The organism is Melaminivora jejuensis, assembly GCF_017811175.1.
Taxonomy (GTDB): domain Bacteria; phylum Pseudomonadota; class Gammaproteobacteria; order Burkholderiales; family Burkholderiaceae_C; genus Melaminivora; species Melaminivora jejuensis.
Map to the genome: position 1 here is coordinate 24,121 of NZ_JACWIJ010000001.1, position 24,804 is coordinate 48,924.

17 protein-coding genes and 9 pseudogenes are annotated in these 24,804 nt (G+C 66.9%); 17 read left to right on the forward strand and 9 right to left on the reverse strand.

What is annotated here, in order from left to right:
• Positions 1 to 80: 80 nt before the first annotated feature.
• The 3 genes from nadE to metK all read right to left on the reverse strand — a co-directional run bounded on the left by nadE (position 81) and on the right by metK (position 3,479).
• Entirely contained in the window at positions 81 to 1,799 is a 1,719-nt protein-coding gene (gene nadE / locus IDM45_RS00105; protein ID WP_209421131.1) for an NAD(+) synthase, read from the reverse strand.
• A 149-nt stretch (positions 1,800 to 1,948) separates the two neighbouring features.
• On the reverse strand, positions 1,949 to 2,134 hold the full coding sequence (locus IDM45_RS00110) for a DUF1328 domain-containing protein (protein WP_209421132.1): 186 nt from the start codon (positions 2,132 to 2,134) through the stop codon (positions 1,949 to 1,951).
• A gap of 163 nt (positions 2,135 to 2,297) precedes the next feature.
• Positions 2,298 to 3,479: a methionine adenosyltransferase gene (gene metK / locus IDM45_RS00115; RefSeq protein ID WP_209421133.1), complete on the reverse strand. Its 1,182-nt coding sequence runs from the start codon at positions 3,477 to 3,479 to the stop codon at positions 2,298 to 2,300.
• A 144-nt stretch (positions 3,480 to 3,623) separates the two neighbouring features.
• Here metK and IDM45_RS00120 point away from each other — a divergent pair, with 144 nt between their 5' ends.
• The gene (locus IDM45_RS00120) at positions 3,624 to 4,481 is read left to right on the forward strand and encodes a lysophospholipid acyltransferase family protein (protein ID WP_209421134.1); all 858 of its coding nucleotides are present in this window, start codon (positions 3,624 to 3,626) and stop codon (positions 4,479 to 4,481) included.
• Complete coding sequence (locus IDM45_RS00125; RefSeq protein ID WP_209421135.1) at positions 4,478 to 5,347, forward strand: lysophospholipid acyltransferase family protein; 870 nt, start codon at positions 4,478 to 4,480, stop codon at positions 5,345 to 5,347. Before IDM45_RS00120 ends, IDM45_RS00125 begins: the two co-directional genes overlap by 4 nt.
• Before the next feature lie 69 nt (positions 5,348 to 5,416).
• On the opposite strand, the pseudogene IDM45_RS00130 reads toward IDM45_RS00125, so the two are convergent.
• Positions 5,417 to 6,315, reverse strand: a pseudogene (locus tag IDM45_RS00130) (alpha/beta fold hydrolase).
• 58 nt (positions 6,316 to 6,373) lie between these two features.
• Entirely contained in the window at positions 6,374 to 7,120 is a 747-nt protein-coding gene (yihA, locus tag IDM45_RS00135) for a ribosome biogenesis GTP-binding protein YihA/YsxC (RefSeq protein WP_209421136.1), read from the reverse strand.
• Between the two features lie 119 nt (positions 7,121 to 7,239).
• On the opposite strand from yihA, the gene IDM45_RS00140 reads away from it, so the two are divergent.
• The 5 genes and pseudogenes from IDM45_RS00140 to IDM45_RS00160 all read left to right on the forward strand — a co-directional run.
• Entirely contained in the window at positions 7,240 to 7,872 is a 633-nt protein-coding gene (locus tag IDM45_RS00140) for a c-type cytochrome (protein ID WP_209421137.1), read from the forward strand.
• 182 nt (positions 7,873 to 8,054) lie between these two features.
• On the forward strand, positions 8,055 to 10,211 hold the full coding sequence (locus IDM45_RS00145) for a cytochrome c biogenesis protein ResB (protein ID WP_209421138.1): 2,157 nt from the start codon (positions 8,055 to 8,057) through the stop codon (positions 10,209 to 10,211).
• Complete coding sequence (gene ccsB, locus IDM45_RS00150; RefSeq protein WP_209421139.1) at positions 10,208 to 11,560, forward strand: c-type cytochrome biogenesis protein CcsB; 1,353 nt, start codon at positions 10,208 to 10,210, stop codon at positions 11,558 to 11,560. The genes IDM45_RS00145 and ccsB overlap by 4 nt, the downstream gene beginning before the upstream one ends.
• Positions 11,561 to 11,630: 70 nt before the next feature.
• A complete protein-coding gene (gene msrP, locus IDM45_RS00155) occupies positions 11,631 to 12,641 on the forward strand; it encodes a protein-methionine-sulfoxide reductase catalytic subunit MsrP (RefSeq protein WP_209421140.1) in 1,011 nt (336 codons plus the stop codon).
• A pseudogene (locus IDM45_RS00160) lies at positions 12,641 to 13,261 on the forward strand (protein-methionine-sulfoxide reductase heme-binding subunit MsrQ); the annotation flags it as partial. The gene msrP and the pseudogene IDM45_RS00160, both read left to right, overlap by 1 nt.
• Here IDM45_RS00160 and IDM45_RS00165 read toward each other — a convergent pair.
• The 3 genes and pseudogenes from IDM45_RS00165 to lptM all read right to left on the reverse strand — a co-directional run bounded on the left by IDM45_RS00165 (position 13,262) and on the right by lptM (position 15,675).
• A pseudogene (locus IDM45_RS00165) lies at positions 13,262 to 14,028 on the reverse strand (oxygen-binding di-iron domain-containing protein).
• Positions 14,028 to 15,479 (reverse strand): diaminopimelate decarboxylase, encoded by a 1,452-nt coding sequence (gene lysA / locus IDM45_RS00170; protein WP_209421145.1) that lies wholly within the window; start codon positions 15,477 to 15,479, stop codon positions 14,028 to 14,030. The pseudogene IDM45_RS00165 and the gene lysA overlap by 1 nt, the downstream one beginning before the upstream one ends.
• Positions 15,442 to 15,675, reverse strand: a complete 234-nt coding sequence (lptM, locus tag IDM45_RS00175; RefSeq protein ID WP_209421141.1) for an LPS translocon maturation chaperone LptM — start codon at positions 15,673 to 15,675, stop codon at positions 15,442 to 15,444. Before lptM ends, lysA begins: the two co-directional genes overlap by 38 nt.
• A 15-nt stretch (positions 15,676 to 15,690) precedes the next feature.
• On the opposite strand from lptM, the gene cyaY reads away from it, so the two are divergent.
• A complete protein-coding gene (cyaY, locus tag IDM45_RS00180) occupies positions 15,691 to 16,029 on the forward strand; it encodes an iron donor protein CyaY (protein ID WP_209421142.1) in 339 nt (112 codons plus the stop codon).
• A gap of 93 nt (positions 16,030 to 16,122) precedes the next feature.
• Here cyaY and IDM45_RS17865 read toward each other — a convergent pair.
• Positions 16,123 to 18,477 (reverse strand): annotated as a pseudogene (locus IDM45_RS17865) (penicillin-binding protein 1A).
• 294 nt (positions 18,478 to 18,771) lie between these two features.
• Between IDM45_RS17865 and IDM45_RS00190 the strand changes: the two are divergent.
• The 9 genes and pseudogenes from IDM45_RS00190 (at position 18,772) to IDM45_RS00220 (ending at position 24,765) form a co-directional block, all read left to right on the forward strand.
• Positions 18,772 to 19,847, forward strand: a pseudogene (locus IDM45_RS00190) (pilus assembly protein PilM).
• Positions 19,844 to 20,444: pseudogene (locus IDM45_RS00195) on the forward strand (PilN domain-containing protein); the annotation flags it as partial. The pseudogenes IDM45_RS00190 and IDM45_RS00195, both read left to right, overlap by 4 nt.
• A gap of 43 nt (positions 20,445 to 20,487) precedes the next feature.
• Positions 20,488 to 21,158: pseudogene (locus IDM45_RS00200) on the forward strand (type IV pilus inner membrane component PilO); the annotation flags it as partial.
• 110 nt (positions 21,159 to 21,268) lie between these two features.
• A pseudogene (locus IDM45_RS00205) lies at positions 21,269 to 21,727 on the forward strand (pilus assembly protein PilP).
• 579 nt (positions 21,728 to 22,306) lie between these two features.
• Complete coding sequence (locus IDM45_RS17355) at positions 22,307 to 22,648, forward strand: AMIN domain-containing protein (RefSeq protein ID WP_233457451.1); 342 nt, start codon at positions 22,307 to 22,309, stop codon at positions 22,646 to 22,648.
• On the forward strand, positions 22,645 to 23,364 hold the full coding sequence (locus IDM45_RS18165) for a secretin N-terminal domain-containing protein (protein WP_411828403.1): 720 nt from the start codon (positions 22,645 to 22,647) through the stop codon (positions 23,362 to 23,364). The genes IDM45_RS17355 and IDM45_RS18165 overlap by 4 nt, the downstream gene beginning before the upstream one ends.
• A gap of 14 nt (positions 23,365 to 23,378) precedes the next feature.
• Complete coding sequence (locus tag IDM45_RS18170; protein ID WP_411828404.1) at positions 23,379 to 23,513, forward strand: hypothetical protein; 135 nt, start codon at positions 23,379 to 23,381, stop codon at positions 23,511 to 23,513.
• Positions 23,510 to 23,943, forward strand: a pseudogene (locus IDM45_RS18175) (hypothetical protein). The gene IDM45_RS18170 and the pseudogene IDM45_RS18175 overlap by 4 nt, the downstream one beginning before the upstream one ends.
• 222 nt (positions 23,944 to 24,165) lie before the next feature.
• Complete coding sequence (locus tag IDM45_RS00220) at positions 24,166 to 24,765, forward strand: Ig-like domain-containing protein (protein ID WP_209421143.1); 600 nt, start codon at positions 24,166 to 24,168, stop codon at positions 24,763 to 24,765.
• Positions 24,766 to 24,804 lie beyond the last annotated feature (39 nt).

The window sequence follows — 24,804 nt, forward strand, 5'->3', positions numbered from 1 at the left end:
CTATGATTTTTGATGTTCCCCAACAACGGAAGCACATCCAGCATGGATCAGGCCGACCCAACCTCCGCAACTGACAGCACTCAAACGTGCCGCGCCGCCACCGGCATCTGCCAGTCGCGCACGCCCAGGCTGCGCGCTCGCACGCGGATGACCGGGGCCAGTTGCTGGCGCTTGAACTGGCTGCGCGCCAGCAGGCCTTGCACCCGCTGCACCAGGGCGCGGCCCTCCTCGCTGCGCTGCTGCTGTACTACGAAGTCGCGTGCGGCGGCGTATTGCTCGGCGGGCAGCAGCGGGCCTTCTATGAGGAATTTCAGCACCTCGTCGAGCACCGGGTACGGCGGCAGGCTGTCGTCGTCGCGCTGCCCCGGCGCCAGTTCTGCCGAGGGCGGCTTGTCGATCACGACCTGCGGCACCAGCTCGCGTCCGGCGTGGGCGTTCAGGTGGCGGGCCAGCGCGAAGACCTCGGTCTTGTACAGATCGCCCAGCAGGCTCAGGCCACCGTTGGTGTCGCCGTACAGCGTGCAGTAGCCGACGGCGACTTCGGACTTGTTGCCGGTGGTCAGCAGCAGATGGCCGAAGGCGTTGGAATACTCCATCAGTGCCGTGCCACGGATGCGCGCCTGCAGGTTTTCCAGCGTCAGGCCGGCCAGCGGCTGGCCGAAACTGGCCGCAAACTGCTGGCCATAGGCAGCTACCAGATCGGCAATCGGGTGGCTGATCAGTTCGATGCCCAGGTTGCGGCACAGCGCCACCGAGTCATCCACCGAGCCGGTCGTGGAAAAGCGCGAGGGCATGGTGATGCCGACGACCTTGTCCGGCCCCAGCGCCTCGGCGGCCAGGGCCAGGGTCAGGGCGCTGTCCAGCCCGCCCGAGCTGCCGACCACGACGCGCGCAAAGCCGCAGCGGCGCGCATAGTCCCGCAGGCCCAGGATGAGCTGGCGGCGATAGAACTCCATCACAGGCAGGCCCTCGCCAGGCACTGGCGCCAGCGCCTCGCCCTGCGCGCCGTGCAGGCCGCCAGCAGCGTTCAGTACCAGCGCAGGCTCGTCCTGCTCGAAGCGCCGGGCCTCGAAGACCACGCCGGCGCCGGGCAGGGCAGCCAGCGAGCCGCCGTCATAGACCAGCCCGTCGTGCCCGCCCACTTGGTTGACGCTGATGAGCGCCGCCGCGCACTGCTGCGCCACCCGTGCCAGGGCAGCATGGCGCTGGCTGCGCCGGCACAGGTGGCTGCTGCGTGCGTCGAGGTGCAGTACCAGATCGGGCGCGGCGGCGGCCACGCGGGCCAGGGGAGAGGCGGGATCGGCTGGCTCGGCAATGTCGCCAATGCCGGCCTCGGCGCCGATCAACAGGCCAATGCGGGTCTGGCCTATCTGCAGCAGCCGTGTGCCATCCGGCCCGGATGCAAGGTGGCGGCGCTCGTCGAAATCGCCGCTGGTCAGCACCTGCCGGCTGCAGGCCAGGCGCAGTTCGCCGCCGTGCAGCACCAGCAGGCTGTCGTGCAGCAGGGTGCCGGCCTGGCTGGCGTGGTCGATGCGGGTGGGCGTGCCCAGCACCCAGTGCAGCCCGGGCAGGGCGGCGCTTTCGCGGCGCAGCGCATCCAGCGCCGCCTCGACCCGATCCATGAAGCCGGCTTGGCCCAGCAGGTCGGCTGGGTAGTAGCCGGTCAGCGCCATCTGCGAAAAAACGATCAGCCCGCTGCCCTGGGCAGCGGCCCGCCGGGCAGCTTCGGCCATGCGGGCGGCGTTGCCTTCGAGGTCGCCCAGGGTCGGATTGAGCTGGGCCAGGGTGATGCGGAGCATGGGGCAATCCTTGGTGTTTGCTAGTTTTTCAGTAGCTGGAAGCGCTGATCAGCAAAGGGTTTGGGTGCTATTTTCCATGTTTTGCCAAACAAAAAAGGCAGGTGTTGCAGCACCTGCCTTTCGCTTATGGCTGCGCGCCAAGCTATCTGCTATCTGAGCGCCTTGCGTGCCGCCCCCACACCCAGCAGGGCCAGCACCACGAACAGCACCGCCAGCGCCACGAAGACGAAGAACAGCAGCTTGGCGATGCCTGCCGAGCCGGCGGCAATGCCGGTGAAGCCGAACGCTCCAGCGATCAGCGAGATGATGGCAAAAATGATGGCGTATTTCAGCATGGCGAGGCTCCTTGCAGCGTGGCGGTGAACTGGGCTTTTGGGGTGGAAAAAGCCTGCAGCCACGATAGCAAGAGGCCTCTGCGCAGCGGCGTCGGCGCACTCTCAGGCCAGGCGTAGGAGAAGAGCGCCGCTCCAGATGGCTATGCGCCACCTCCCCAGGCCGTTACAGACCCGCTGCCTGGCGCAGCGCCGCAGCGCGATCCGTGCGCTCCCAGGTGAACTCGGGCTCCTCGCGGCCGAAGTGGCCGTAGGCGGCAGTCTTGGCGTAGATCGGGCGCAGCAGATCGAGCATCTGGATGATGCCCTTGGGGCGCAGGTCGAAGTGCTCGTGTACCAGCGCGGCGATCTGCTCGTCGGGGATGACGCCCGTGCCTTCCGTATAGACCGTGATGTTCATGGGCCGCGCCACGCCGATGGCATAGGCCACCTGGATCTCGCACTGGCGCGCCAGGCCGGCAGCGACGATGTTCTTGGCCACGTAGCGCGCGGCATACGCTGCCGAGCGATCGACCTTGGTCGGATCCTTGCCCGAGAACGCGCCGCCGCCGTGCGGGCAGGCGCCGCCGTAGGTGTCCACGATGATCTTGCGCCCGGTGAGGCCGCAGTCGCCCTGCGGGCCGCCGATGACGAAGCGCCCCGTCGGGTTGATCAGGTATTTGGTGTCCTGCAGCCACTCCTGGGGCAGCACCGGCTTGATGATCTCCTCGACCACGGCTTCGATGAAGCTGGCCTTCATGGTCGTGGCGTTTTCGCTCTGATCCGGACTGTGCTGGGTGGACAGCACCACGGTGTCGATGGAGTGCGGCTTGCCATCGACGTAGCGCATGGTCACCTGGCTCTTGGCGTCGGGGCGCAGGAAGGGCAGGCGGCCGTCCTTGCGCAGTTGCGCCTGGCGCTCGACCAGGCGGTGCGCGTAGTAGATGGGCGCAGGCATCAGCTCGGGCGTCTCGTCGCAGGCATAGCCGAACATCAGACCCTGGTCGCCGGCGCCGGTGTTCAGGTGGTCGTCGCTGGCGTGATCGACGCCCTGGGCGATGTCGTTGCTTTGCTTGTCATAGGCCACCAGCACCGCGCAGCCCTTGTAATCGATGCCGTACTCGGTGTTGTCGTAGCCGATGCGCCGGATGGTGTCGCGCGCCACCTGGATGTAGTCCACGTGGGCGTTGGTGGTGATCTCGCCGGCCAGCACGACGAGGCCGGTGTTGGTCAGCGTCTCGGCGGCCACGCGCGAGCGCGGGTCTTGCGCAAGGATTGCGTCCAGGATGGCGTCCGAGATCTGGTCGGCCACCTTGTCGGGGTGGCCTTCGGAGACCGATTCGGACGTGAAGAGGAAGTCGTTCGCCATTTGAATAAACTCCGGTGTTTGGCAGCAGCTTTCTTGGGCGTTGCCCAAGGCCTTTGCGGGAGCCTCGTGGCGAACGCTTTAGCAGTTGTGTTTAACGTCGCCCTGCAAGTTGCTCATTTAACTCGGCGACAGCCCGCCATTTTAATGCCATCCGTCTTCCGCCTTCTCGCGAGGCTGCCCTTGCCCCTGCTGCACGCGCTGGGCGCCGTCCTGGGGTGGCTGGTCTTTGCCGCTTCGCCGACCTACCGGCGCCGCTTTGTGGCCAATGCCCGGCAGGCCGGCTATGGCCTGGCCCAAGTCCATGCCGCCGTAGCGCACGCCGGGCAGATGCTGGCCGAGACACCCCGGCTGTGGCTGCACCCGCGCCTGCCGCGCTGCGACATGCGCGGCAGCCAGGTCGTCGAGCAGGCCTATGGCGAGGGGCGCGGCATCGTCTTTCTGACGCCGCACATCGGCTGCTTCGAGTTGTCGGTGCAGCACGCGGCGCGCCAGTGGTCGGCGCAGCACGGCCCCATCACCGTCCTGTACCGCCCGGCGCGCCAGGCCTGGTTGGCGCAGCTCATGCAGACCGTGCGCAACCGCCCGGGCATCGCCGCCGTGCCCACCAGCCTGCAGGGTGTGCGCCAGATGATCAAAGCGCTGCGCCGCGGTGAGGCCGTAGGCCTGCTGCCCGACCAGGTGCCGCCCGAGGGCCAGGGCCTGTGGTCGCCCTTCTTTGGCCGGCCCGCCTACACCATGACGCTGGCCGCACGCCTGGTGCAGCAGACCGGCGCGGCGGTGGTGTTGGCGCGCTGCGAGCGCCTGGGCTGGGCGCGCGGCTATCGGCTGCACCTGCAGGGCCTGGGCGAGCCGCTGTCTGCCGATCTGCCCCAGGCGGTGCGTCAGATCAACGCCGCCATGGAGCAGCAGATCCGCGCCTGCCCGCAGCAGTATCTGTGGGGTTACGCGCGCTACAAGCAGCCGCGCGCCGAGGCGCCGCCGCTGGCGCAGGCGGGCGCATGATGGCGCGCCTGGGCATTGCCCTCCTGAACCTGCTCGGGCGCCTGCCGCTGCCCGTGCTGCGCGCGCTGGGCGCGGGCATTGGCCGGGCGCTGTTCGTGCTGGCCGCACCGCGCCGGCGGGTGGCGCTGCGCAACCTGCAGCTGTGCTTTCCCGAAGTGCCTGCACACCAGCGCCGGCTCTGGGCGCGCCAGTCCTTCGAGGTGTTTTGCCAGACCTTCCTGGATCGCGGCTGGCTGTGGTCAGGCTCCGAGGCGCTGGTCAGGAGCCGTGTGAAGCTGAGCGGTGCGCTGCACGAACTCGATGGCGATACGCCAACCATCGTCTTCGCGCCGCACTTCTACAGCATGGACGCCGGCGGCCTGGCGCTGCCGCTGCACACCACGCGCGAGTTCACCTCCATCTTTGCCACGCATCCCAATCCGGTGTTGGATCAGTGGTTCATGGCCGGGCGCCAGCGCTTTGGCAAGGTGCGGATGCTCAACCGCGCCGATGGCGTCAAGCCCATCATCAACTGCGTGCGCAAGGGCGGCCTGCTGTATCTGCTGCCCGACATGGACTACGGGCCGGACGACTCGGTCTTCGTGCCTTTTTTTGCCGTGCCGGACGCGGCGACCATCCCGTCGCTGTCGCGCTTTGCCCGGCTGGGCCGCGCCAAGGTGGTCGCCCTGTACAGCCGCATGACGCCGCAGGGCTACGAGGCGGTGCTGACCCCGGCCTGGGAGCACTTCCCGACCGACGACCCCATTGCCGACACGGCGCGCATGAACCGCGAGCTGGAGGCGGCGATCCGCACCATGCCGGCGCAGTATTACTGGGTACATCGGCGCTTCAAGACCCGGCCCCAGGGGCAGGCGCCGCTGTATTGAAATTCAGGTCAAATCGGCTTCAAACCCTTGTTGGGCAAGCGCTGGCAGCTATCAAAAAAGAGTGGGGTATCACTCCTGCAACAGGCCGGCCAGCGCCTGGCGCACCAGCTCGGGCTGCTCATGCACAAGCCAGTGGCTGGCGCCCGGCACGGGCTGTACCTGCAGGCGCGGCACCCAGGCGTCCAGGCCATCGAGCAGGGCCGGCAGCAGGGCCGGGTCTTCCAGGCCCCACAGCACCCGCGTCGGCACGCGCACCGTGAGCAGTTCGGGCGGCAGTTGCAGCGGCGGCGCATCCGTTGCCGGCGGGCGCAGCGGGCTGGCGCGGTAGTAGTTGCACGGGCCACTCAGGCCGGCGCTCCACAGGGCGTGGTAGCGCTGGCGCAGCGCCGGCGTCAGCCACTCGGGCCGGCTGCCGTCGGGGCGGGCCAGAAAGCCCTCCAGCCGGCGAAAGCCGTCCTCGGCCAGCAGCGCCTCGGCGTCCGGGCGGCACAGAAAGTGCATGTAGCGGCTGGCCTGCTGCTGCGCCGGGTTGGTCTGCAGCTCGCGCGCAAAGGCGCCGGGTGGGGCGCGTTCACGATCATCAGGCGCTGCAGCAGCTCGGGCTGTAGGGCGGCCAGGTTCCAGGCCAGCGCGCCGCCCCAGTCGTGGGCGATCACGGCGGCGGCGCTGCCACCGGCGCCGGTCTCGGCCCGGATCAGCGCGGCGATGTCCTGCACCAGCAGCCGGGCGCGGTAGTCGGCCACCTCGGGCGGGGCGCTGGAGGGCGCATAGCCGCGCAGGAACGGCGCCACGCAGCGCCAGCCGCCGTGGGCCGCTTCGGCAAAGTGCGCCAGCAACTCGTCCCAGATGAAGGCACCCTCGGGAAAGCCGTGCAGGAACAGCAGCAAGGGCTGGCCGGCCTCGCCGGCGCTGCGGTAGTGCAGCTCGATGCCGTGCGGCAGGTGGTGGACGAGTTGCCGGATCTCCATGGCTGGCCTTTCGTTTTGCTACGTTTTAGATAGCTGATGGCGCTTGCTGGGCAAGGCTTCAGGGCTGATTTGTCTCTGAGTCCCGGCCCTCTGCCCCGGGTGCTGCCGCAGCTGTATCCGCCCCCACTGCGCCAGATTGGGGCGACGGCTCGGGATGCGCCCACTGCCACAGCAGTTGCGCCACCTCGTCCACGCCTTGGCGCTTGAGGGCCGAGAACATGCGCACCTCGCCGCCGCCGGCCTGCAGCCGGGCGATGGACAGCGCCTTGGCCTGCTCGGCGCGCGTGAGCTTGTCGGCCTTGGTCAGCAGCACCAGGAATTTCAGGCCGTCCTCGACGCGCGGGCGCACGGCGTCGAGCAGCGCCTCGTCCAGCTCGGTCAGGCCCAGGCGCGGGTCGCACAGCAGCACGATGGCCGTCAGGCTGCTGCGCTGCATCAGATAGTTCAGCATCACGCGCTGCCAGCGCAGCTTGTCCTCGCGCGAGACGGCGGCGTAGCCGTAGCCGGGCAGGTCGGCCAGCACGGCATCCATCTGGCCCTGGCGGCCCAGGGCGAACAGGTTGATGTGCTGCGTGCGCCCGGGCTTCTTGGAGGCAAAGGCCAACTGGCGCTGCTGTGTCAGCGTGTTGATGCAGGTGGACTTGCCGGCGTTGGAGCGGCCCACAAAGGCGATCTCGGGCACGTCGATGGCCGGCAACTGGTGCAATTGGGCAGCGGTGGTCAGAAAGCGCGCCGTGTGCATCCAGCCCAGGGCGGCTTTGGCATCGGGCAGGGGCGCGGCGGGCGCGGCGTGGGGATGGGTCATCAGGGGCGGGGCAGGTCTCGGGCCGGAAGGCGGGCCAGGGCGGCGGCGCAGGGCTGCGCCAGCGTGCATTGTAGAATCGTGGGGTTTTGCGCCCTTCTCCACAAGAATCAGTCCACGATATGAAGTTGCTCGCCTCCCTGCTGACGGCTGCCGCGCTTGCAGTCCCCGCCCTCTCGGCCGTTGCTGCGGACGCAGCGCCCAAGGCACCGGCCAAGCCCGATCTGGTCCAGGGTGAGACCAAGTACAGCACGGTGTGCGTAGCCTGCCACGCCGAAGACGGCAACTCCACCATTGCCGCCAATCCCAAGCTGGCCCAGCAGCACCCCGAATACCTGGTCAAGCAGCTGCAGGAGTTCAAGTCCGGCAAGCGCGCCGACGCCGTGATGCAGGGCTTTGCCTCCATGCTCAGCGACGACGAGATGCGCAACATCGCCTGGTGGCTGGCCTCCAAGCCGGCCAAGGAAGGCTTTGCCAAGGACAAGGACTCGGTCGCCCTGGGCGAGCGCATCTACCGCGGCGGCATCCAGGAGCGCGGCATCGCCGCCTGCGCCGGCTGCCACAGCCCCAACGGCGCCGGCATCCCGGCGCAGTACCCGCGCCTGTCGGGCCAGCACGCCGACTACACCATCAAGCAGCTCAATGATTTCCGCGACGCCAAGCGCGGCAACAGCGCGCAGATGATCGACGTGGCTGCCAAGATGAACGACCGCGAGATCCGCGCGGTATCCGACTACATCTCCGGCCTGCGCTGAACACTGCGGCGCCCGGCCAGCCGCTGGATTCTCGCCAGCCGAGTAGGGCTGCAGCCCCCGGCGGCGGGAACCTCCGGCCGATAATCCGACCCAAGACGGGCGGGCCCATCTGACACGGATGGCCCGCCCTTTTTGCACGTCGGCAGCCCTTTCCCTGCAGCCCGCCCTTTCTTCCTGTGTCCATGCCCGACTCTTCCATCGCAGCGCCCGCCCCGCCGCGTGCGCCGCGCGCGCAGGCCCTGCGCCCCCTGACCGAGCTGCTGGCCTCGATGCGCTTTGCCATCGCGCTCCTGACGGTGATCTGCATCGCCTCGGTCATCGGCACGGTGATGAAGCAGCACGAGCCGGTCAACAACTACGTCAACCAGTTCGGCCCGTTCTGGGCCGAGCTGTTCCTGGCGCTCAAGCTCAACGCCGTCTATAGCGCCTGGTGGTTCCTGCTGATCCTGGCCTTCCTGGTCATCAGCACCTCGCTGTGCATCGCCCGGCACACGCCCAAGTACCTGGCCGACATCCGCAACTACAAGGAAAACATCCGCGAGAAAAGCCTGCAGGCCTTCGGCATGAAGGCCAGCGGCGCGCTGGCCGGCGAGGCGCCGCAGGCCGCCGCCCAGCGCATCGGCGAGCTGCTGGTGCGCCGGGGCTGGAAGGTGCGCGTGCAGGAGCGCCCGGGCGCTGCCGGCGCCGGCTTCATGGTGGCCGCCAAGGCCGGCGCGGCCAACAAGATCGGCTACATCGCCGCGCACAGCGCCATCGTGCTGATCTGCCTGGGCGGCCTGCTCGACGGCGACCTGATCGTGCGCGCGCAGATGCTGCTGGGCGGCAAGACGCCCTACACCGGCGGCGGCCTGATCTCCGAAGTCGCGCCCGAGCACTGGCTGTCGCCCAATAACCCGACGTTTCGCGGCAACCTGGTGGTCAGCGAGGGCACGCAGTCCAGCACGGCGGTGCTGAGCCAGTCCGACGGCCTGCTGTTGCAGGAGCTGCCCTTCACGGTGGAGCTGAAGAAATTCATCGTCGAGCACTACTCCACCGGGATGCCCAAGCTGTTTGCCAGCGAGATCGTGGTACACGACAAGGAAACCGGCGCCGCCACGCCGGCGCGCATCGAGGTCAACCACCCGTTCAACTACCGGGGCGTGGAGATCTACCAGTCCAGCTTCGACGATGGCGGCTCGCAGGTGCGCCTGCGTGCGCGGCCTCTGGTGCCGGGCGCCGCGCCCTTCGACATCGAGGGCGTGATCGGCGGCTCGGCGCAGCTGGCCGCCGGCAAGCTGCCCGAGGCCATGACGCTGGAGTTCTCCGCCTTGCGCGTGCTCAACGTGGAAAACATGGGCGAGGAGGGCAACACTTCCGGCGCCGACGTGCGCCGCGTCGATCTGCGCGGCTCCATCGAGTCGCGCCTGGGCGCGGGCAACAAGACGGTGACCCGCCGCGAGTTGCGCAACGTCGGCCCCAGCATCAGCTACAAGCTGCGCGACGCCGCCGGCCAGGCGCGCGAGTTCAACAACTACATGCTGCCCATCGACATGGGCGACGGCCAGTTGCCGGTGTATCTGCTGGGCGTGCGCGAGACGCCGGCCGAGCCCTTCCGCTACCTGCGCGTGCCCATCGACAGCGAGGGCGGCATGGAAGGCTTTTTGCGCCTGCGCCTGGCGCTGGCCGATCCGCTGCTGCGCGAAGCCGCCGTGCGCCGCTACGCCGCCATGGCCGTCGATGCCAGCCGGCCCGACCTGGCCGAGCAACTGGCGATCTCGGCCACGCGCGCGCTGGCGCTGTTTGCCGGCACCGAGGTCGATGCCCGGGGCCGGGGCAACGGCGGTCTGCAGGCGGTGTCGCAATTCATCGAAAGCAATGTGCCCGAGGCCGAGCGCGAGCGTGCCGGCGAGGTGCTGGTGCGCATCCTCAACGGCGCGCTGTTCGAGCTGGCCCAGCTCACGCGCACCCAGGCCGGCCTGGCGCCCCTGCCGCTGGACGAGGGCACACGCAGCTTCATGGCGCAGGCCGTGCTGTCCCTGAGCGACGCCCAGGCCTATCCAGCGCCGGTGGTGCTGGAGCTGGCGGACTTCAACCAGGTGCAGGCCAGCGTCTTCCAGGTGGCCAGAGCACCCGGCAAGAACGTGGTCTATCTGGGCTGCGCCCTGCTGATCCTGGGCGTGTTCGCCATGCTGTACGTGCGCGACCGGCGCCTGTGGGTCTGGCTGGCACCGCAAGGCGGCGGCGCGCAGGCCACCATGGCCATGTCCAGCAACCGCAAGGCGCTGGACAACGGCCGCGAATTTGCCCAACTGACCACGCACATCCTTGGCACACCCGTTGACGGAGGCTCCCCGCGATGAACACCGCCACCACCACGACCACCACCCCGGCCACTGCCTACACCCTGGGCGGGGGCTATTTCGCGCGGCGCAACTGGCTGGACTGGCTGTTCGCCCTGGCCGTGGCCGTCGGCGGCCTGTTCGCCCTGCAGCGCTACGGCGTACACATGGATGTCTATGAGAAAGGCATCTTGCTGGCCTCCATCCCGTCGCTGGTCTGGCTGGGCTGGTTCTGGCGGCCACTGCTGTGGCTGATGCTGGCCGTGGCCGGGCTGTCGCTGGCGGCCATCGGGCTGTACCAGGGCGATGCCGGCGGCGATCTGGCGCGCGCCGACAGCGTTTTCCTGCTGAAATATTTCCTGTCCAGCCAATCGGCCATCTTGTGGATGAGCGTGCTGTTCTTCATGAGCACGGTTTTTTACTGGATCGGCATGTTCGCCGGCGGCGAGCGTCAGACCATGATGCGCATCGGCTCGCGCGTGGCCTGGGTGGCCATCGGCCTGGCGCTGATCGGCACCATGGTGCGCTGGTACGAGAGCTACCAGATCGCGCCCGACATCGGCCACATCCCGGTCAGCAACCTGTACGAAGTCTTCATCATGTTCTGCTGGATGACGGCGATCTTTTACCTGTACTACGAGGAGCAGTACGCCACGCGCGCGCTGGGCGCCTTCGTAATGCTGGTGGTGAGCGCCGCCGTGGGCTTTCTGCTGTGGTACACGGTGGTGCGCGAGGCGCACGAGATCCAGCCGCTGGTGCCGGCCCTCAAGAGCTGGTGGATGAAGCTGCACGTGCCGGCCAACTTCATTGGCTATGGCACCTTTGCGCTGGCCGCCATGGTGGCCTTTGCCTACCTGATCAAGCAGCAGGCCGCCGAGACGCGTTGGTACAAGCTCGCGCCGCTGTGGCTGCTGGGCATCGTGTTGTGCTTCGAGCCGCTGGCTTTTCGCCAGGAGGTGGACGGGCGCAGCAGCTACTGGATGGTGTACTTCGGCATCTCGGCGCTGATCGTGGGCGCCATCCTCTTTGGCCGCCGGCGCATCGCCGCACAGCTGCCGGCGCTGGAAGTGCTGGACGACGTGATGTACAAGTCCATCGCCGTGGGCTTTGCCTTCTTCACCATCGCCACCGTGCTGGGCGCGCTGTGGGCCGCCGAGGCCTGGGGCGGCTACTGGAGCTGGGATCCCAAGGAGACCTGGGCGCTGATCGTCTGGCTGAACTACGCCGCCTGGCTGCACATGCGCCTGATGAAGGGCCTGCGCGGCACCATGTCGGCCTGGTGGGCGCTGGGCGGGCTGGCGGTGACGACCTTTGCCTTCCTGGGCGTGAACATGTTCCTGTCGGGCCTGCACAGCTACGGCACACTCTGAATTTGATAGCTGTTAGCGCTTGCCTGGCAAGGCTTTGAGGCCGATTTCATTCAAAAAAGGAGTCTGCGCCATGAGTTTTCGCATCCGCACTGGCGCCGACGGCTTCGTCCATCCCCGCAGCAGCGACATCACGCCGCGCGCCCTGCAGGCCGACCGGCGTGCGCTGCTGCGGCACCTGGCCAGTGGCGCTGCCGGCGCCGCGCTGGCCGCCTGGGCCGGGCGCAGCGCCCTGGCCGAGCAGGCGCTGTATCCGGCCCCTGGGCGGCAGTCGGCGCTGCCGGCGCACCGCAGCGCCGTGGCTGGCGCGGCGACCATGGAAAAAGTCACCAGCTACCGCGACGCCACGACCTACAACAATTTCTACGAGTTCGGCACCGGCAAGGGTGACCCGGCGCAGAACGCTGCCACGCTCAAGACCCGGCCCTGGACGGTGGCCGTCGAAGGCCTGGTCAACAAGCCGCGCAGCTTCGACATCGACGAGCTGCTCAAGCTCGCGCCGCAGCAAGAGCGCATCTACCGCCTGCGCTGCGTCGAGGGCTGGTCGATGGTCATCCCCTGGGTCGGCTATTCGCTGGCCGAGCTGATCCGCCGCGTCGAGCCGCAGGGCAGCGCCAGATATGTCGAATTCGTCACCCTGGCCGACAAGGCCGTGATGCCCGGCGTCAACTCGCGCATCCTGGACTGGCCCTACACCGAGGGCCTGCGCCTGGACGAAGCCCTGCACCCGCTGACCCTGCTGGCCTTTGGCATGTATGGCGAAGTGCTGCCGCAGCAAAACGGCGCGCCGGTGCGCCTGGTCGTGCCCTGGAAGTACGGCTTCAAGAGTGCCAAGAGCATCGTGAAGATCCGCTTCACCGAGCACGAGCCGGCCACCGCCTGGAACAAGGCGGCGAAGAATGAATACGGCTTTTATTCCAACGTCAACCCGGACGTGCCGCACCCGCGCTGGAGCCAGGCCAGCGAGCGGCGCATCGGCGAGGACGGCCTGTTCGCCAAAAAGCGCAGGACGCTGCCGTTCAACGGCTACGAGGCGCAGGTCGGCCAGCTCTATGCCGGCATGGATCTGAAGAAGTTCTACTGATGGCCACGGCGCGCCAGGCTGCCGCCCGCTCCTGGCTGCTGCGCCCGTGGGTCAAGCCGCTGGCGTTCGCGCTATGCCTGCTGCCGCTGGCTTGGCTGCTGTTTGCCGCTGCCACTGATCGCCTGGGCGCCAACCCGGCCGAGGCGCTGATCCGCGCCCTGGGCGACTGGACGCTGCGCCTGCTGTGCCTGACGCTGGCCATCACGCCGCTGCGCCTGGCGCTGGGCCAGCCGGCGCTGGCGCGCTTTCGGCGCATGTTGGGGCTGTTCACCTTCTTCTATGCCGCGCTGCACCTGCTGGCCTATGCCGGCTTCGACATGGGGCTGGACATGGACGAGATGGCCCGCGACATCGGCCAGCGCCCCTTCATCGTGGTCGGCCTCAAGGCCTTTGCCTTGCTGCTGGTGCTGGCTGCGACATCGACCGCCGCCGCCATGCGCTGGCTGGGCGGGCGGCGCTGGCAGCTGCTGCACCGCAGCGTCTATCTGGCAGCGGTGCTGGCGCTGCTGCACTTGTGGCTGATGCGCGCTGGCAAGAACGATTTTGCCGAAGTGCTGGCCTATGGCGCCATCGTGGCCGCCCTGCTGCTGGCGCGCTGGCCCCTCAGGCGCCGACCGCCTTCAGGCCGGGCGCAGCTGGCGCGTCTGCGGGTCGATCATGCCCGTAGGCACCTGGTAGGCGCGCTCGTCGAACAGATCGACGCCGCAGGCCAGGCCATCGAGCCAGTCGTAGAAGTCGCTGATGGCCTTGGCGCCCAGGATGGGTGCGCCGTGCTGCGGCACGATCATGGCCACGTCGAGCTTGCGCACCATGCGCGTCCACAGCCGCAGGATCTTGTTGGACACCATGTAGCGCTTGTGAAAGCCTTCCATGCGCGCGATGTGCGGCCCCAGCTCGGTCACCGGCACGCGCGCCTCGGCGCCGTTGGTCATGGACACGCCCAGGTCGCCCGTGAACAGGATGCGGCTGACCGGGTCGTAGAAGTGGAAGTTGCCCTCCGAGTGCATGAAGTGCGCCGGCAGCAGCACCAGCTCATGGCGCCCCAGCGGCAGGCGCCCGCCGCCGTCGGGTACGGCGATCATGCGGTTGTCCGTCTTGCCGACCTTGGTGAAGTGCGGCACGAAGCGCTCCCAGATGCGCGAGATGACCAGTTGCGCCGAGGTGCTGGTCAGCCAGCGATCCAGCGAAGCGATGATGTCCGGGTCGGCGTGCGAGGCGATCAGGTACGAGAGCTTGTGCGGCGAGAAGTGCCGCGACATGCCCATGAACAGCTCGTTGAAGGCCAGTATCCCGCCGGGTCGATGATGGCGCCAGTGCCGTCATCGACGATCAGGAACTGGTTGGCCTGCACGGCCACGCCATCCTCGTCAATCAGATCGGAGAACATCAGGCAGGCGTGGTTGCTGTCTCGGTACAGTTCCAGGGGGGCGTGGACATGGGCGTCTTCCGGGAGCCAAAAGGGCAATAGTAGCTTTGCGGGATGGTTATTGCTTGAGAGGCGTCAAGTCTATAGGCCCCCGCCTGGGCCGGCAGTTGCTCGTTGCGCAGCAGATCGCTGATGCTCTCGCGCCGGCGCACCACCTGCGCGGTGCCGGCAGACACCAGCACTTCCGCCGGGCGCGGACGGCTGTTGTAGGTGCTGCCCATGGCGCTGCAATAGGCCCCGGCGGACAGCACCGCCAGCAGGTCGCCCGGCTGCACGGCGAGCTGGCGCTCGCGCCCCAGCCAGTCGCCGCTCTCGCACACCGGGCCGACCACGTCGTAGGTGACGCCCTGGCGGCCCTCGGCAGCACAGTCCAGCGGCACGATGGCGTGGTACGCCTGGTACATGGCCGGGCGCGGCAGGTCGTTCATGGCGGCATCGACGATGCAGAAATTCTTGTCCTCGCCAGGCTTGAGGTACAGCACCTCGGTCAGGCACACGCCGGCATTGCCCACCAGCGAGCGGCCCGGCTCGATCATCAGCAGCCGATCGCCGTGGCCGCGCGCATCCAGGCGCTGCAGCAGGCGTTGCCACAGCGCATCGGCCGCCGGCGGGGTGTCGCCGTTGTAGTCGATGCCCAGGCCGCCGCCGAAGTCGATGTGCTGGATGGCGATGCCGGCGGCCTCGATGGCGTCCACCAGGTCGAGCATCCGCTCCAGCGCGTCCATGAAGGGCGCCTCCTCGGTAATCTGCGAGCCGATATGGCAGTCGATGCCGACCACGCGCAGGCCGGGCAGCGCCGCAGCGCGCTGGTAGGTGGCCAGCGTGCGCTCGTGGGCGATGCCGAACTTGTTGCCCTTGAGGCCGGTGGAGATGTAGGGGTGTGTCTTGGCGTCCACGTTGGGATTGACGCGGATGCTGACCGGTGCGCGCAGGCCCATGCTGCTTGCGACTTCGCTGAGCACTTCCAGCTCGGCCTCGCTCTCGACGTTGAAGCACTGGATGCCGGCCTCCAGCGCCTGGCGCATCTCGGCGCGCGTCTTGCCCACGCCCGAGAAGATGACGCGGGCCGGGTTGCCGCCGGCAGCCAGCACGCGCGCCAGCTCGCCGCCGGAGACGATGTCGAAGCCGCAGCCCTGGGCGGCGAACAACTGCAGCACGGCCAGCGAGGAGTTGGCCTTCATGGCGTAGCAGATCTGCACGCGCCGCCCGGCAAAGCCGCGTTGGTAGGCGGCGAGTGCTGCCAGCATGTGGGCGCTGGAGTAGACGTACAGCGGCGTGCCGTGCTCGCGCGCCAAGTCGGCCAGGCGGCAGTCCTCCAGGTACAGGGACTGGTTGCGGTAGTGCAGTTGCGGTTGGCCGGGCAGGGGGGAGGGATCATGGTCGGGAGCGGGAAGGAGAAACCAGGGACGGATCGGAGGCCGGATCGACAGGGGCAGCAGGCGTGGCCGGCTGGGCGATGGAGGCGGCTGCCGGCGGGGCGGCGGCACCCTGCTCGGGCAGATACAGCGGGCCGCGCTGGCCGCAGCCCGCAAGGGCGGCCAGGACTGCCAGGGCAGCGAGGGCGGCAGGGAACGAGGTGCTGACTAGAATGCGGCGGCCTGTAAACATCTGCAAATTGTATTGATGACCGACCTGGAATATATGGATCGCGCCGAGGCCCTGCTGCTGGCGCTGGAGCAGGGCTGCGACCGCATCAACGAGGAGACCGATTGCGACCTGGACAGCCAGCGTTCGGGCGGCATGGTCACCATCGCCTTCGAGGGCGGCAGCCAGATCATCGTGAACTTGCAAAAGCCGCTGCAGGAGGTCTGGCTGGCGGCGCGCTCGGGCGGCTACCACTACCGCTTCGATGCGGCCAGCGGGTGCTGGCTCGACACCAAGGCCGGCAGCGAGTTCTTTGCCGATCTGGCGCGCTGCGCCAGCGAGCAGGCCGGGCAGGCGCTGCGTTTCGTACCTGTCTGACAGCCGGTGTCAACTACTTTTTTGATAGCTGACAGCGCTTGTTGGACAAGGGTTTGAGGGCAAAAAGACCTCAAACCCAGTCACGTCGCAGGATCAGTTGCGAAACAAATCCAGGATGCGGCTGCGCTCCTCCGGTGCGGGCGGGGCGACCGGGGCCGGCGCGCCGGCATCCGGCTCGGAGCTTGCGGACTCCAGGCCGACGCTGGCCACGCCGCCGCTACGCGCGTACTCGTTGTAGTACCACTCGCCGCCGATGTTGGTCACGCCTCGGGCACGGGCGGCTCGGTCACCGGCACGCCCTTGAGTGCCTTGTCCATGAAGTTGATCCACACCGGCAGGGATAGGCCGCCGCCGGTCTCGCGGCTGCCCAGGTTGCGCGGCGTGTCGTAGCCGATCCAGGTCACGGCCGCGATGCTCGGCTGAAAGCCGGCGAACCAGGCATCGACCGAGTCGTTGGTAGTGCCCGTCTTGCCGTACAGGTCAGGCCGCTTGAGCGTGGCCTGGGCGCGCGCTGCCGTGCCCGAGCGGGTGATCTCCTGCAGCAGACTGTCCATGATGAAGGCGTTGCGCGCGTCGATGGCGCGCGGGTTGTGCTCCAGCGGCGGCGGCTGGAAGTTGGACAGCACCCGGCCCTTGTGATCCGACACGCGCGTGATCAGGTAGGGATTGACGCGCCAGCCGCCATTGGCAAACACCGAGTAGGCGGTGGCCATCTGCATGGGCGTGACCGAGCCGGCGCCCAGCGCCATGGTCAGATAGGCCGGATGCTTGTCGGCGTCGAAGCCAAAGCGCGTGACCCATTGCTGCGCCGTCTTCGGCCCGACAGCCTGCAGCACGCGGATCGACACCAGGTTCTTGGAGCGCGCCAGGCCGGAGCGCATGGTCATGGGGCCGTCGTACTTGCCGTCGTAGTTCTTGGGCTCCCAGGCTGGCCGCCGGTCACGCCGGAGCCGAAGAACAGCGGTGCGTCGTTGATCACGGTGGCCGGGGTGAAGCCCTTTTCCAGCGCCGCCGAGTAGATGAAGGGCTTGAAGGCCGAGCCCGGCTGGCGCCAGGCCTGGGTGACGTGGTTGAACTTGTTCTTGTCGAAGTCGAAGCCGCCCACCAGCGCGCGGATGGCGCCGGAGCGCGGGTCGATGGCGACGAAGGCCCCCTCGACCTCGGGCAGCTGGGTGATCTCCCAGGTCTTCTTGGGCGTCTGCACCACGCGAATCACGGCGCCGCGGCGCAGCCGGATGTTGGGCGGCGCCTTGTCGACAGGCCGGACTGGGCCGGCTTCAAGCCTTCGCCGGTGATCTCCAGCTTCTCGCCGTCGGCGCGCGCGGCGACGATCTTTTTCGGCCCGGCCTCCAGCACCACGGCGGCGCGCACGTCGCCGTTGTCGGGGTGCGCGGCCAGGGCGTCGTCGATGGCGTCCTCCAGCTCGGCGGCGCTGCGGGGCAGCTCCACGAAGCGCTCCGGGCCACGGTAGTGCTGGCGCCGCTCGTAGTCCATGATGCCCTGGCGCAGGGCGCGGTAGGCCGCTTCCTGCTCGCCGGCATTGAGCGTTGTATAGACGTTCAGGCCGCGTGTGTAGGCCTCGTTGCCGTACTGGGCAAAGATCAGCTGGCGCGCCATCTCGGCCACGTATTCGGCATGGATGCGCGTGCTGTCGCCCGGCGAGCGCAGCCGGATGGGTTCGCGCTTGGCCTCGGCGGCCTCGGCGGCGCTGATGAAGCCGTTGTCGTACATGCGCTCGATGATGTAGAGCTGGCGGCTGCGCGCGCGCTTGGGATTGCTGATGGGGTTGTAGGCCGACGGGGCCTTGGGCAGGCCGGCCAGCATGGCGGCTTCGGCAATGGTGATGGATTTGAGTGGCTTGCCGAAATAGTCTCTGCCGCTGCGGCAAAGCCATAGGCGCGGTTGCCCAGATAGATCTGGTTCATGTAGATCTCGAGGATCTGATTCTTGCTCAATAGATGCTCAAGCTTGAAGGTCAACAGGATTTCGTAAATCTTGCGTGTAATGTTTTCTCTGATGAGAGATAGACGTTGCGCGCCACCTGCATGGTGATGGTCGATGCGCCCTGGCTCTTGACGCGGCCCAGGTTGCCAGCGCGGCGCGCAGCACGCCTTGTAGTCCACCCCGCCGTGCTCGAAAAAGCGCGCGTCCTCGATGGCCAGCACGGCGTCCGTCATGACCTTGGGGATGTCCTCGATGGGTGTCAGGTTGCGCCGCTCCTCACCGAACTCGCCAGCAGCGCGCCCTCGACCGAATAGACCCGCATGGGCAGCTTGGGCTTGTAGTCGGCCAGCTCCGAATGTCGGGCAGGTTGGGGTAGGCCACGGCCAGGCCCAGCGCCACGGCCAGGACGACGCCCAGCACGCCGGCGACGGCCAGGCCCAGCAACCAGGCCAGGGCCAGCAGCGGCAGGCGCAGCCACGGGGCGGCGGCGGGCGGGCTGGCGATCCGGTTTTTTTCCCGGCTTTTTTTCCGGTTGCGCAACCGGCTCTTGATCGGTGGAGGAAGTCATCTGGCTCGTTCTGCGGGGAACCGGCCATTATAAAATCGTGCCTGTGACCAGTTGTGCCCCGGGCCGGCGCAGCGTTTTCGGGTCGGTTTCGGCGCGCACGATGCGTCTGCTTTTGACAACGACCAAGGGCAGTGCGCCGGTGCGGCAAGTTGTTGACGCAACAATCTTGCTGCTAGCATCGCCCGGCAACCTCGATTGCAGCGTTTGCCAAATAGTTACACAGGGGCGTCTTGGTCTCAGTGGGATCGTTATTTCGTCGCAAGGCCGCCCCTCTTCTGGGGTGGACATCAGCTCATCGAGCATCAAGCTGGTGGAGCTCGGACAGGCCGGCGATGGTCGGCTGACGCTGGAGCATTGCGCGATGGAGCCGCTCGAACGCGGCTGGATCAGCGACGGCAACATCGAGAATTCGATGAGGTGGCCGAAGCCATGCGTCGCCTGGTCAAGAAAAGCGGCAGCCGCACGCGCAACGTCGCCCTGGCCCTGCCACCTTCGGCCGTCATCACCAAGCGCATCGCCCTGCCCGGTGGCATGAGCGAGCAGGAGCTGGAGGTGCAGGTCGAGTCCGAGGCCAGCCAGTACATCCCGTTCTCGCTCGATGAGGTCAGCCTGGATTTTTGCGTCATCGGCCCGGCCAAGAACTCCCCGGGCGACGATGAGGTGCTGATCGCCGCCTCGCGCAAGGAGAAGGTGCAGGATCGCCAGGGCCTGGCCGAGGCCGCCGGGCTCAGGCCGGTCATCGTCGATATCGAATCCCACGCCGCGCGCCTGGCGGCGGCCCGCCTGATCCAGGCGCTGCCCGGCGGCAGCCAGGATGCCGTCATTGCCCTGTTCGAGGTCGGCGCGCTTACCACCAGCTTGCAGGTCATCCGCACGACGATGTGCTGTACGAGCGCGACCAAGCCTTCGGCGGCGCCCAGCTGACCCAGCTGCTCATGCGCCAGTATGGCTTTTCGCAGGAAGAGGCGGAAGACAAGAAGCGCAGCGGCGAGCTGCCCGAAGACTATGGCTCGGCTGTGCTGCGTCCCTTCGTGGACAGCCTGGCGCAGGAATTCGCCGGGCGCTGCAGTTCTTCTTCACCAGCACGCCCTTTCACCGGGTCGATCACATCCTGCTGGCCGGCGGCTCGGCGGCCCTGCACGGCCTGCCCGAGCAGGTCATCCAGACCACCGGCTCGGCCTGCAGCGTGGTCAATCCCTTCGACGACATGGAAATCGGCGGCTCCATCCGCCTGAAGAAACTCATGCGCGAAGCGCCCTCCTACCTGACTGCCTGCGGTCTGGCCATGCGGAGGTTCCTGCAGTGATCCTGATCAACCTGCTGCCGCATCGCGAGGCAGCACGCAAACGCCGCCGCGAGACCTTCCAGGTTGTCATGTTCGCCTCCGCCCTGGGCGGCCTGGCGATCGCCGCACTGATCTACCTGTGGTTCCAGGCCACATCGCCGAGCAGCAAGGGCGCAACGAACTGCTGCGCAGCGAGATCAAGCTGCTGGAAGGGCAGATCAAGGAGATCGCCAGCATCGAGGAGGAAATCACCGCCCTGCAGGCGCGCCAGAAGGCGGTGGAAGACCTGCAGGCCGACCGCAACCTGCCAGTCCACATGCTCAACGAACTGGTGGCCCAGCTGCCCGATGCGTGTACATCACCAGTCTCAAGCAGGGCAACGAGGTCGTGACCATGCAGGGCATGGCCCAGTCCAACGAGCGCGTGTCGGAGATGCTGCGCAACTTCTCCGACAACACGCCCTGGTTCACCAAGCCCGAGCTGGTGGAGATCGTTGCCGCCAACGTGTCCCTGACCCCCAAGGATCAGCGCCGCGTGGCTTCCTTCAACCTGCGCTTCAGGCTGGTGCGCAGCGCCAGCAAGCAGGACGCTGCCGGCCAGCCAGCGGCCGCGGCAAGCCGGCTGCCGGTGGCAAGCCGGCCAGCAGTGAGTGACCAGACAGATGGCGACACGCACCGTTCCCAAGCTGGACTTTGCCGATCTGCAGGATCGCCTGCAGCGGCAGTTCCAGAACCTCGACTCCAAGGATCCCTCCCTGTGGCCCATCGTGCCGCGCGTGTTGCTGTGCCTGTTCATCGCAGCCGGCGTGGCCACTTTCTCCTGGTTCTTCAAGCTGACCGACTACGAAGAGGAACTGGCCGCCGAGCGCGCCACCGAGCAGACCCTGCGCACGGACTACCAGAAGAAGCTGGTCAAGGCGTCAGCCTGGACATGCTCAAGAAGCAGCGCGAGCAGGTGCAGCAGTACGTGATCCAGCTGGAAAAGCAGTTGCCCAGCAAGGCCGAGATGTCGGCGCTGCTGTCCGACATCAACCAGGCCGGCCTGGGCCGCAACCTGCAGTTCGAGCTGTTCCGCCCGGATCAGATCGTGGTCAAGGACTACTACGCCGAGCTGCCCATCTCGATCCGCATCATCGGGCGCTACCACGACATCGGCGCCTTCGCCGCCGACGTGGCCAACCTCTCGCGCATCGTCACGCTGAACAACATTTCGCTAGTGCCGGTGGCCAAGGAGGGCGGCGGCAACCTGACGCTGGAGGCCACGGCGCGCACCTTCCGCTACCTCGATCCCGAAGAGATCCAGGCCCAGAAGGACGCCACCAAGAAAAAGAAGGCGGGCGCAAATGACGGGCCAAGAACCGGATGCTGCCGCTGGCAGCCCTGCCGCTGGCGTTGCTGCTGGCGGGTTGCAGCAGTGACGGCCAGGACGACCTGCGCGGCTGGATGCGCAGTTGCGCAGCACCACCAAGCCACGCACCCTGGAGCTCACGAGCCCAAGCAGTTCGTGCCCAGCGACTACGGGGCCGAGGGCAGCTCCGACCCTTCAACCCGCAGAAGCTGACCCAGGCACTGCGCCGGGACTCCTCGCAGTCGGTGGCCAACGTGTCGCTGATAGCGCCCGAGATGGCGCGGCGCAAGCAGCCGCTGGAGGCCTATCCGCTGGATGCCATCAAGATGGTCGGCAGCCTGAACAAGGAAGGCACGCCGACAGCCTGGTCAGCGTGGACAAGCTGCTGTACCAGGTGCGCGTAGGCAATTACCTGGGCAGAACTACGGAAAAATCATGCCATCAACGAAACCTCGATGGATCTGCGCGAGGTGGTGCAGGACTCATCGGGCGACTGGATCGAGCGCCCGACCAAGATCGAACTGCAAGAGGCAAGTGGGGAGAAGAAACAATGATCGGCTCGACAACACGTCTGCATCAGCGCCTGCGGCTTGCCGCCGTCGCCCTGGCCGCCGTCCTGGGGCTGCGGGGGTGCAGGCCCGGCCCAGCATCGAATCGGTCACGGCTTATCTGCAGGGCGGGACGGAGGTGCTGCGCATCGAACTCACCGAGCCCTGACGGAAGCCCCGGCAGGCTTCGCCACCCAAAGTCCGGCGCGCATCGCACTCGACTTCCCCGCGTGGGCAATGCCACCGGGCGCTCGCTGGTGGAGGTCAACCAGGGCAACATCCGGACAGCCAACATCGTGCAGACCGAGGAGCGCGCCCGGGTGGTGCTCAACCTCAGGCAGACCGCGACCTACAGCACCCAGATGCAGGGGCGCACGGTGCTGGTGACGCTGGACGCCGTGGCCGGCACCTCGGCAGCGGCCTCGCCAGCGCCGAGCGCACGGTGTTTGCCGAAGGGCACAACGCCGATGTGCTGGCGCTGCGCGATCTGGACTTCAGGCGCAGCCCCGATGGCGCGGGCCGGGTGGTGGTGGCGCTGGCCAACAACCAGGTCGGCGTCGATCTGCAGCAGCAGGGCAAGGGCTGGTGGTGGAATTCCTGCGCTCCTCGCTGCCCGAAGGGCTGCGCCGCCGCCTCGATGTGTCCGACTTCGGCACGCCCGTGCAGACCATCAGCGCCACGCAGCAGGGCGAGCGTGTGCGCGTGCTCATCGAGCCGACGGGGGAATGGGAGCACAGTGCCTACCAAAGCGACAACCAGTTCGTGGTCGAGGTGCGGCCCAAGAAGATTGACCTGAACAAACTCAGCCAAGGCCCGCGCTACACCGGCGAGAAGCTGTCGCTGAACTTCCAGAACATCGACGTGCGCTCGCTCCTGCAGTCATTGCCGACTTCACCAACTTCAACATCGTCACCTCCGACACCGTGACCGGCGCGCTGACGCTGCGCCTGAAGGACGTGCCCTGGGATCAGGCGCTGCAGATCATCATGGAGGCCAAGGGCCTGGGGATGCGCAAGTCGGGCACCGTGCTGTGGATCGCCCCAAGGACGAGATCGACGAGCGCACCAAGAAGGACTACGAGGCCACCCAGGCCTGCAGCGGCTCGAACCCCTGCGCACCCAGGCCTTCCAGCTCAACTACGCCAAGGCGTCGGACATCGGCCGCGCCTGACGGCCACTTCCGGCGGCAGCGGCGGCGGTGGTGGTGCCACTAGCGCAGCGGGCACTTCGCCGACAGCCTCCACGCCGGGCGCACGCTTTTTGTCGCCACGCGGCAGCGCCATCGACGAGCCGCGCACCAACCAGATCTTCGTGACCGACACCGCTGCCAAGCTCGAAGAAGTGCGCCTGCTGCTGCAGACCCTGGACGTGCCGGTGCGCCAGGTCATGATCGAGGCGCGCATCGTCGAGGCGCGCGACACCTTTGGGCGCTCGCTGGGGGTGCGGCTGGGCGGCGGCGACCTGCGTGCCCAAAGGGGTGGCGACGGCGGCTACAGCATCGGCGGGGCAACCGCCTGCAATTGGCACCGGCTACGACAACGCGACTGGCTCCACTGGCTTCCAGTCCGGGCGGGTATGAACATCAGCGGCGTGAAGCCGGGCGGCAGGAGGGGGAAGGTCCCAGCACCACTGGCACTTTCCTGAACCTGCCGGCAGCCTTGTCCGGAGTGGGCGGGATCGGCTCCTTTGCCCTGTCGATCTTCAGCCCGGCAGCCAATCGCTTCCTGACCCTGGAGTTGTCTGCCATGGAGGCCGATGGCCAGGCAAGATCGTCTCCAGCCCGCGCCTGGTGACGGCCGACCAGGTCAAGGCACTGATCGAGCAGGGCACCGAATATCCGTATGTGGTGATATCCGACAGGGGTGCCAATACGGTCTGGAGGAAGGCGGTGCTCAAGCTGGAGGTGACCCCGCAGATCACCCCGAGGGCAACATCATCATGGACCTGGACATCAGCAAGGACGCCCGGGGCGAGCGCACCGAGCAGGGCCTGGCCATCGATACCAAGCATGTCATCACCCAGGTGCTGGTGGAAAACGGTGGTACCGTGGTGATTGGCGGCATCTTCGAAATGGAAGAAACCTCGCAGGAAGAGAAAATCCCGCTGCTGGGTGATGTTCCGGTAGTGGGCAATCTCTCAAATCCCGCACCAAGGAATCCACCAAGCGGGAATGCTGGTCTTCATCACCCCAAGGTGATTACTGATCGTGGATCTGTGCGTTAATCATAAGGTGAGAACAATGAAAATCATAGGAAAAATTGCAGCGTGCTTATCCTTCACGTTGTTGGCCGCTTGTGGTGCGGCGGCGGAGATCCGGGAGGGTCTGGAAATCTAGTGGTGAGGGAGGTACGTCAGTCAATGCCATCGTCAATGTCCAGACTTTCAAGGGAGAGGGTCAGGGCGCAGCTCCTGTAAATTCCTTTTCTTCTTCAGAACTGGACGCCCATGTCAGGCTACGGTCAAGGACAGGGCTGGCAATCCGATCCGGGGACGGTCGTTACCTTCTCTCAAGAAGGCTCTGCATTGCTGGAGTTCATCCCGGAATCTGCCACTGCCTTGACGAACAAGGATGGGGTTGCCGAGGTTGATGTCAAAGCCAAGGATGCACAGGCTCTAGGCGCAACCCAAATTGTCGCCACTGTGAAAGTCGTGGATAGAACTGGCCAGGAAAGGTGGCAAACAGGACGGCAAAGCGTATCAGTTTCCCCTACAGTGGTTGCTGATCCACAAGCTGCCGCTGCGGCCATCAATTTCAGCAAGGCTAATCCCTCCGACAGCTCCATCGTCATTGCCGGCTCTGGCGGGAATGGCAGGTCGGAGACCGCATTGCTCACCTTTACCGTGGTCGATGGGCAAGGCTCGCCTCTCAAGGGAGTAGTGGTTGACTTCAATGTTGTGCCTGCAGGCAGCGTCAACCTACTTACCACGCAAGGTACTACAAACTCTGCTGGAGAAATTACGGTATCCGTATCTTCGAAGGAAAATCCGGTTTCTGTCATTGTCAATGCTAGGGTGCGAGAACGCAATATCAGCACGCAAATCTGACACCTTGACTGTCACTACGGATATCGCCACACAACGCGG

Bases quoted from the DNA above. Each gene is read 5' to 3' on its own strand.
- nadE (WP_209421131.1), bottom strand. From the start codon at position 1,799: ATGCTCCGCATCACCCTGGCCCAGCTCAATCCGACCCTGGGCGACCTC.
- lptM (WP_209421141.1), bottom strand. From the start codon at position 15,675: ATGTTTACAGGCCGCCGCATTCTAGTCAGCACCTCGTTCCCTGCCGCC.
- cyaY (WP_209421142.1), top strand. From the start codon at position 15,691: ATGACCGACCTGGAATATATGGATCGCGCCGAGGCCCTGCTGCTGGCG.
- IDM45_RS00125 (WP_209421135.1), top strand. From the start codon at position 4,478: ATGATGGCGCGCCTGGGCATTGCCCTCCTGAACCTGCTCGGGCGCCTG.
- IDM45_RS00145 (WP_209421138.1), top strand. From the start codon at position 8,055: ATGCCCGACTCTTCCATCGCAGCGCCCGCCCCGCCGCGTGCGCCGCGC.
- IDM45_RS00110 (WP_209421132.1), bottom strand. From the start codon at position 2,134: ATGCTGAAATACGCCATCATTTTTGCCATCATCTCGCTGATCGCTGGA.
- ccsB (WP_209421139.1), top strand. From the start codon at position 10,208: ATGAACACCGCCACCACCACGACCACCACCCCGGCCACTGCCTACACC.
- yihA (WP_209421136.1), bottom strand. From the start codon at position 7,120: ATGACCCATCCCCACGCCGCGCCCGCCGCGCCCCTGCCCGATGCCAAA.
- IDM45_RS00220 (WP_209421143.1), top strand. From the start codon at position 24,166: ATGTCAGGCTACGGTCAAGGACAGGGCTGGCAATCCGATCCGGGGACG.
- msrP (WP_209421140.1), top strand. From the start codon at position 11,631: ATGAGTTTTCGCATCCGCACTGGCGCCGACGGCTTCGTCCATCCCCGC.
- metK (WP_209421133.1), bottom strand. From the start codon at position 3,479: ATGGCGAACGACTTCCTCTTCACGTCCGAATCGGTCTCCGAAGGCCAC.
- IDM45_RS00140 (WP_209421137.1), top strand. From the start codon at position 7,240: ATGAAGTTGCTCGCCTCCCTGCTGACGGCTGCCGCGCTTGCAGTCCCC.
- IDM45_RS00120 (WP_209421134.1), top strand. From the start codon at position 3,624: ATGCCATCCGTCTTCCGCCTTCTCGCGAGGCTGCCCTTGCCCCTGCTG.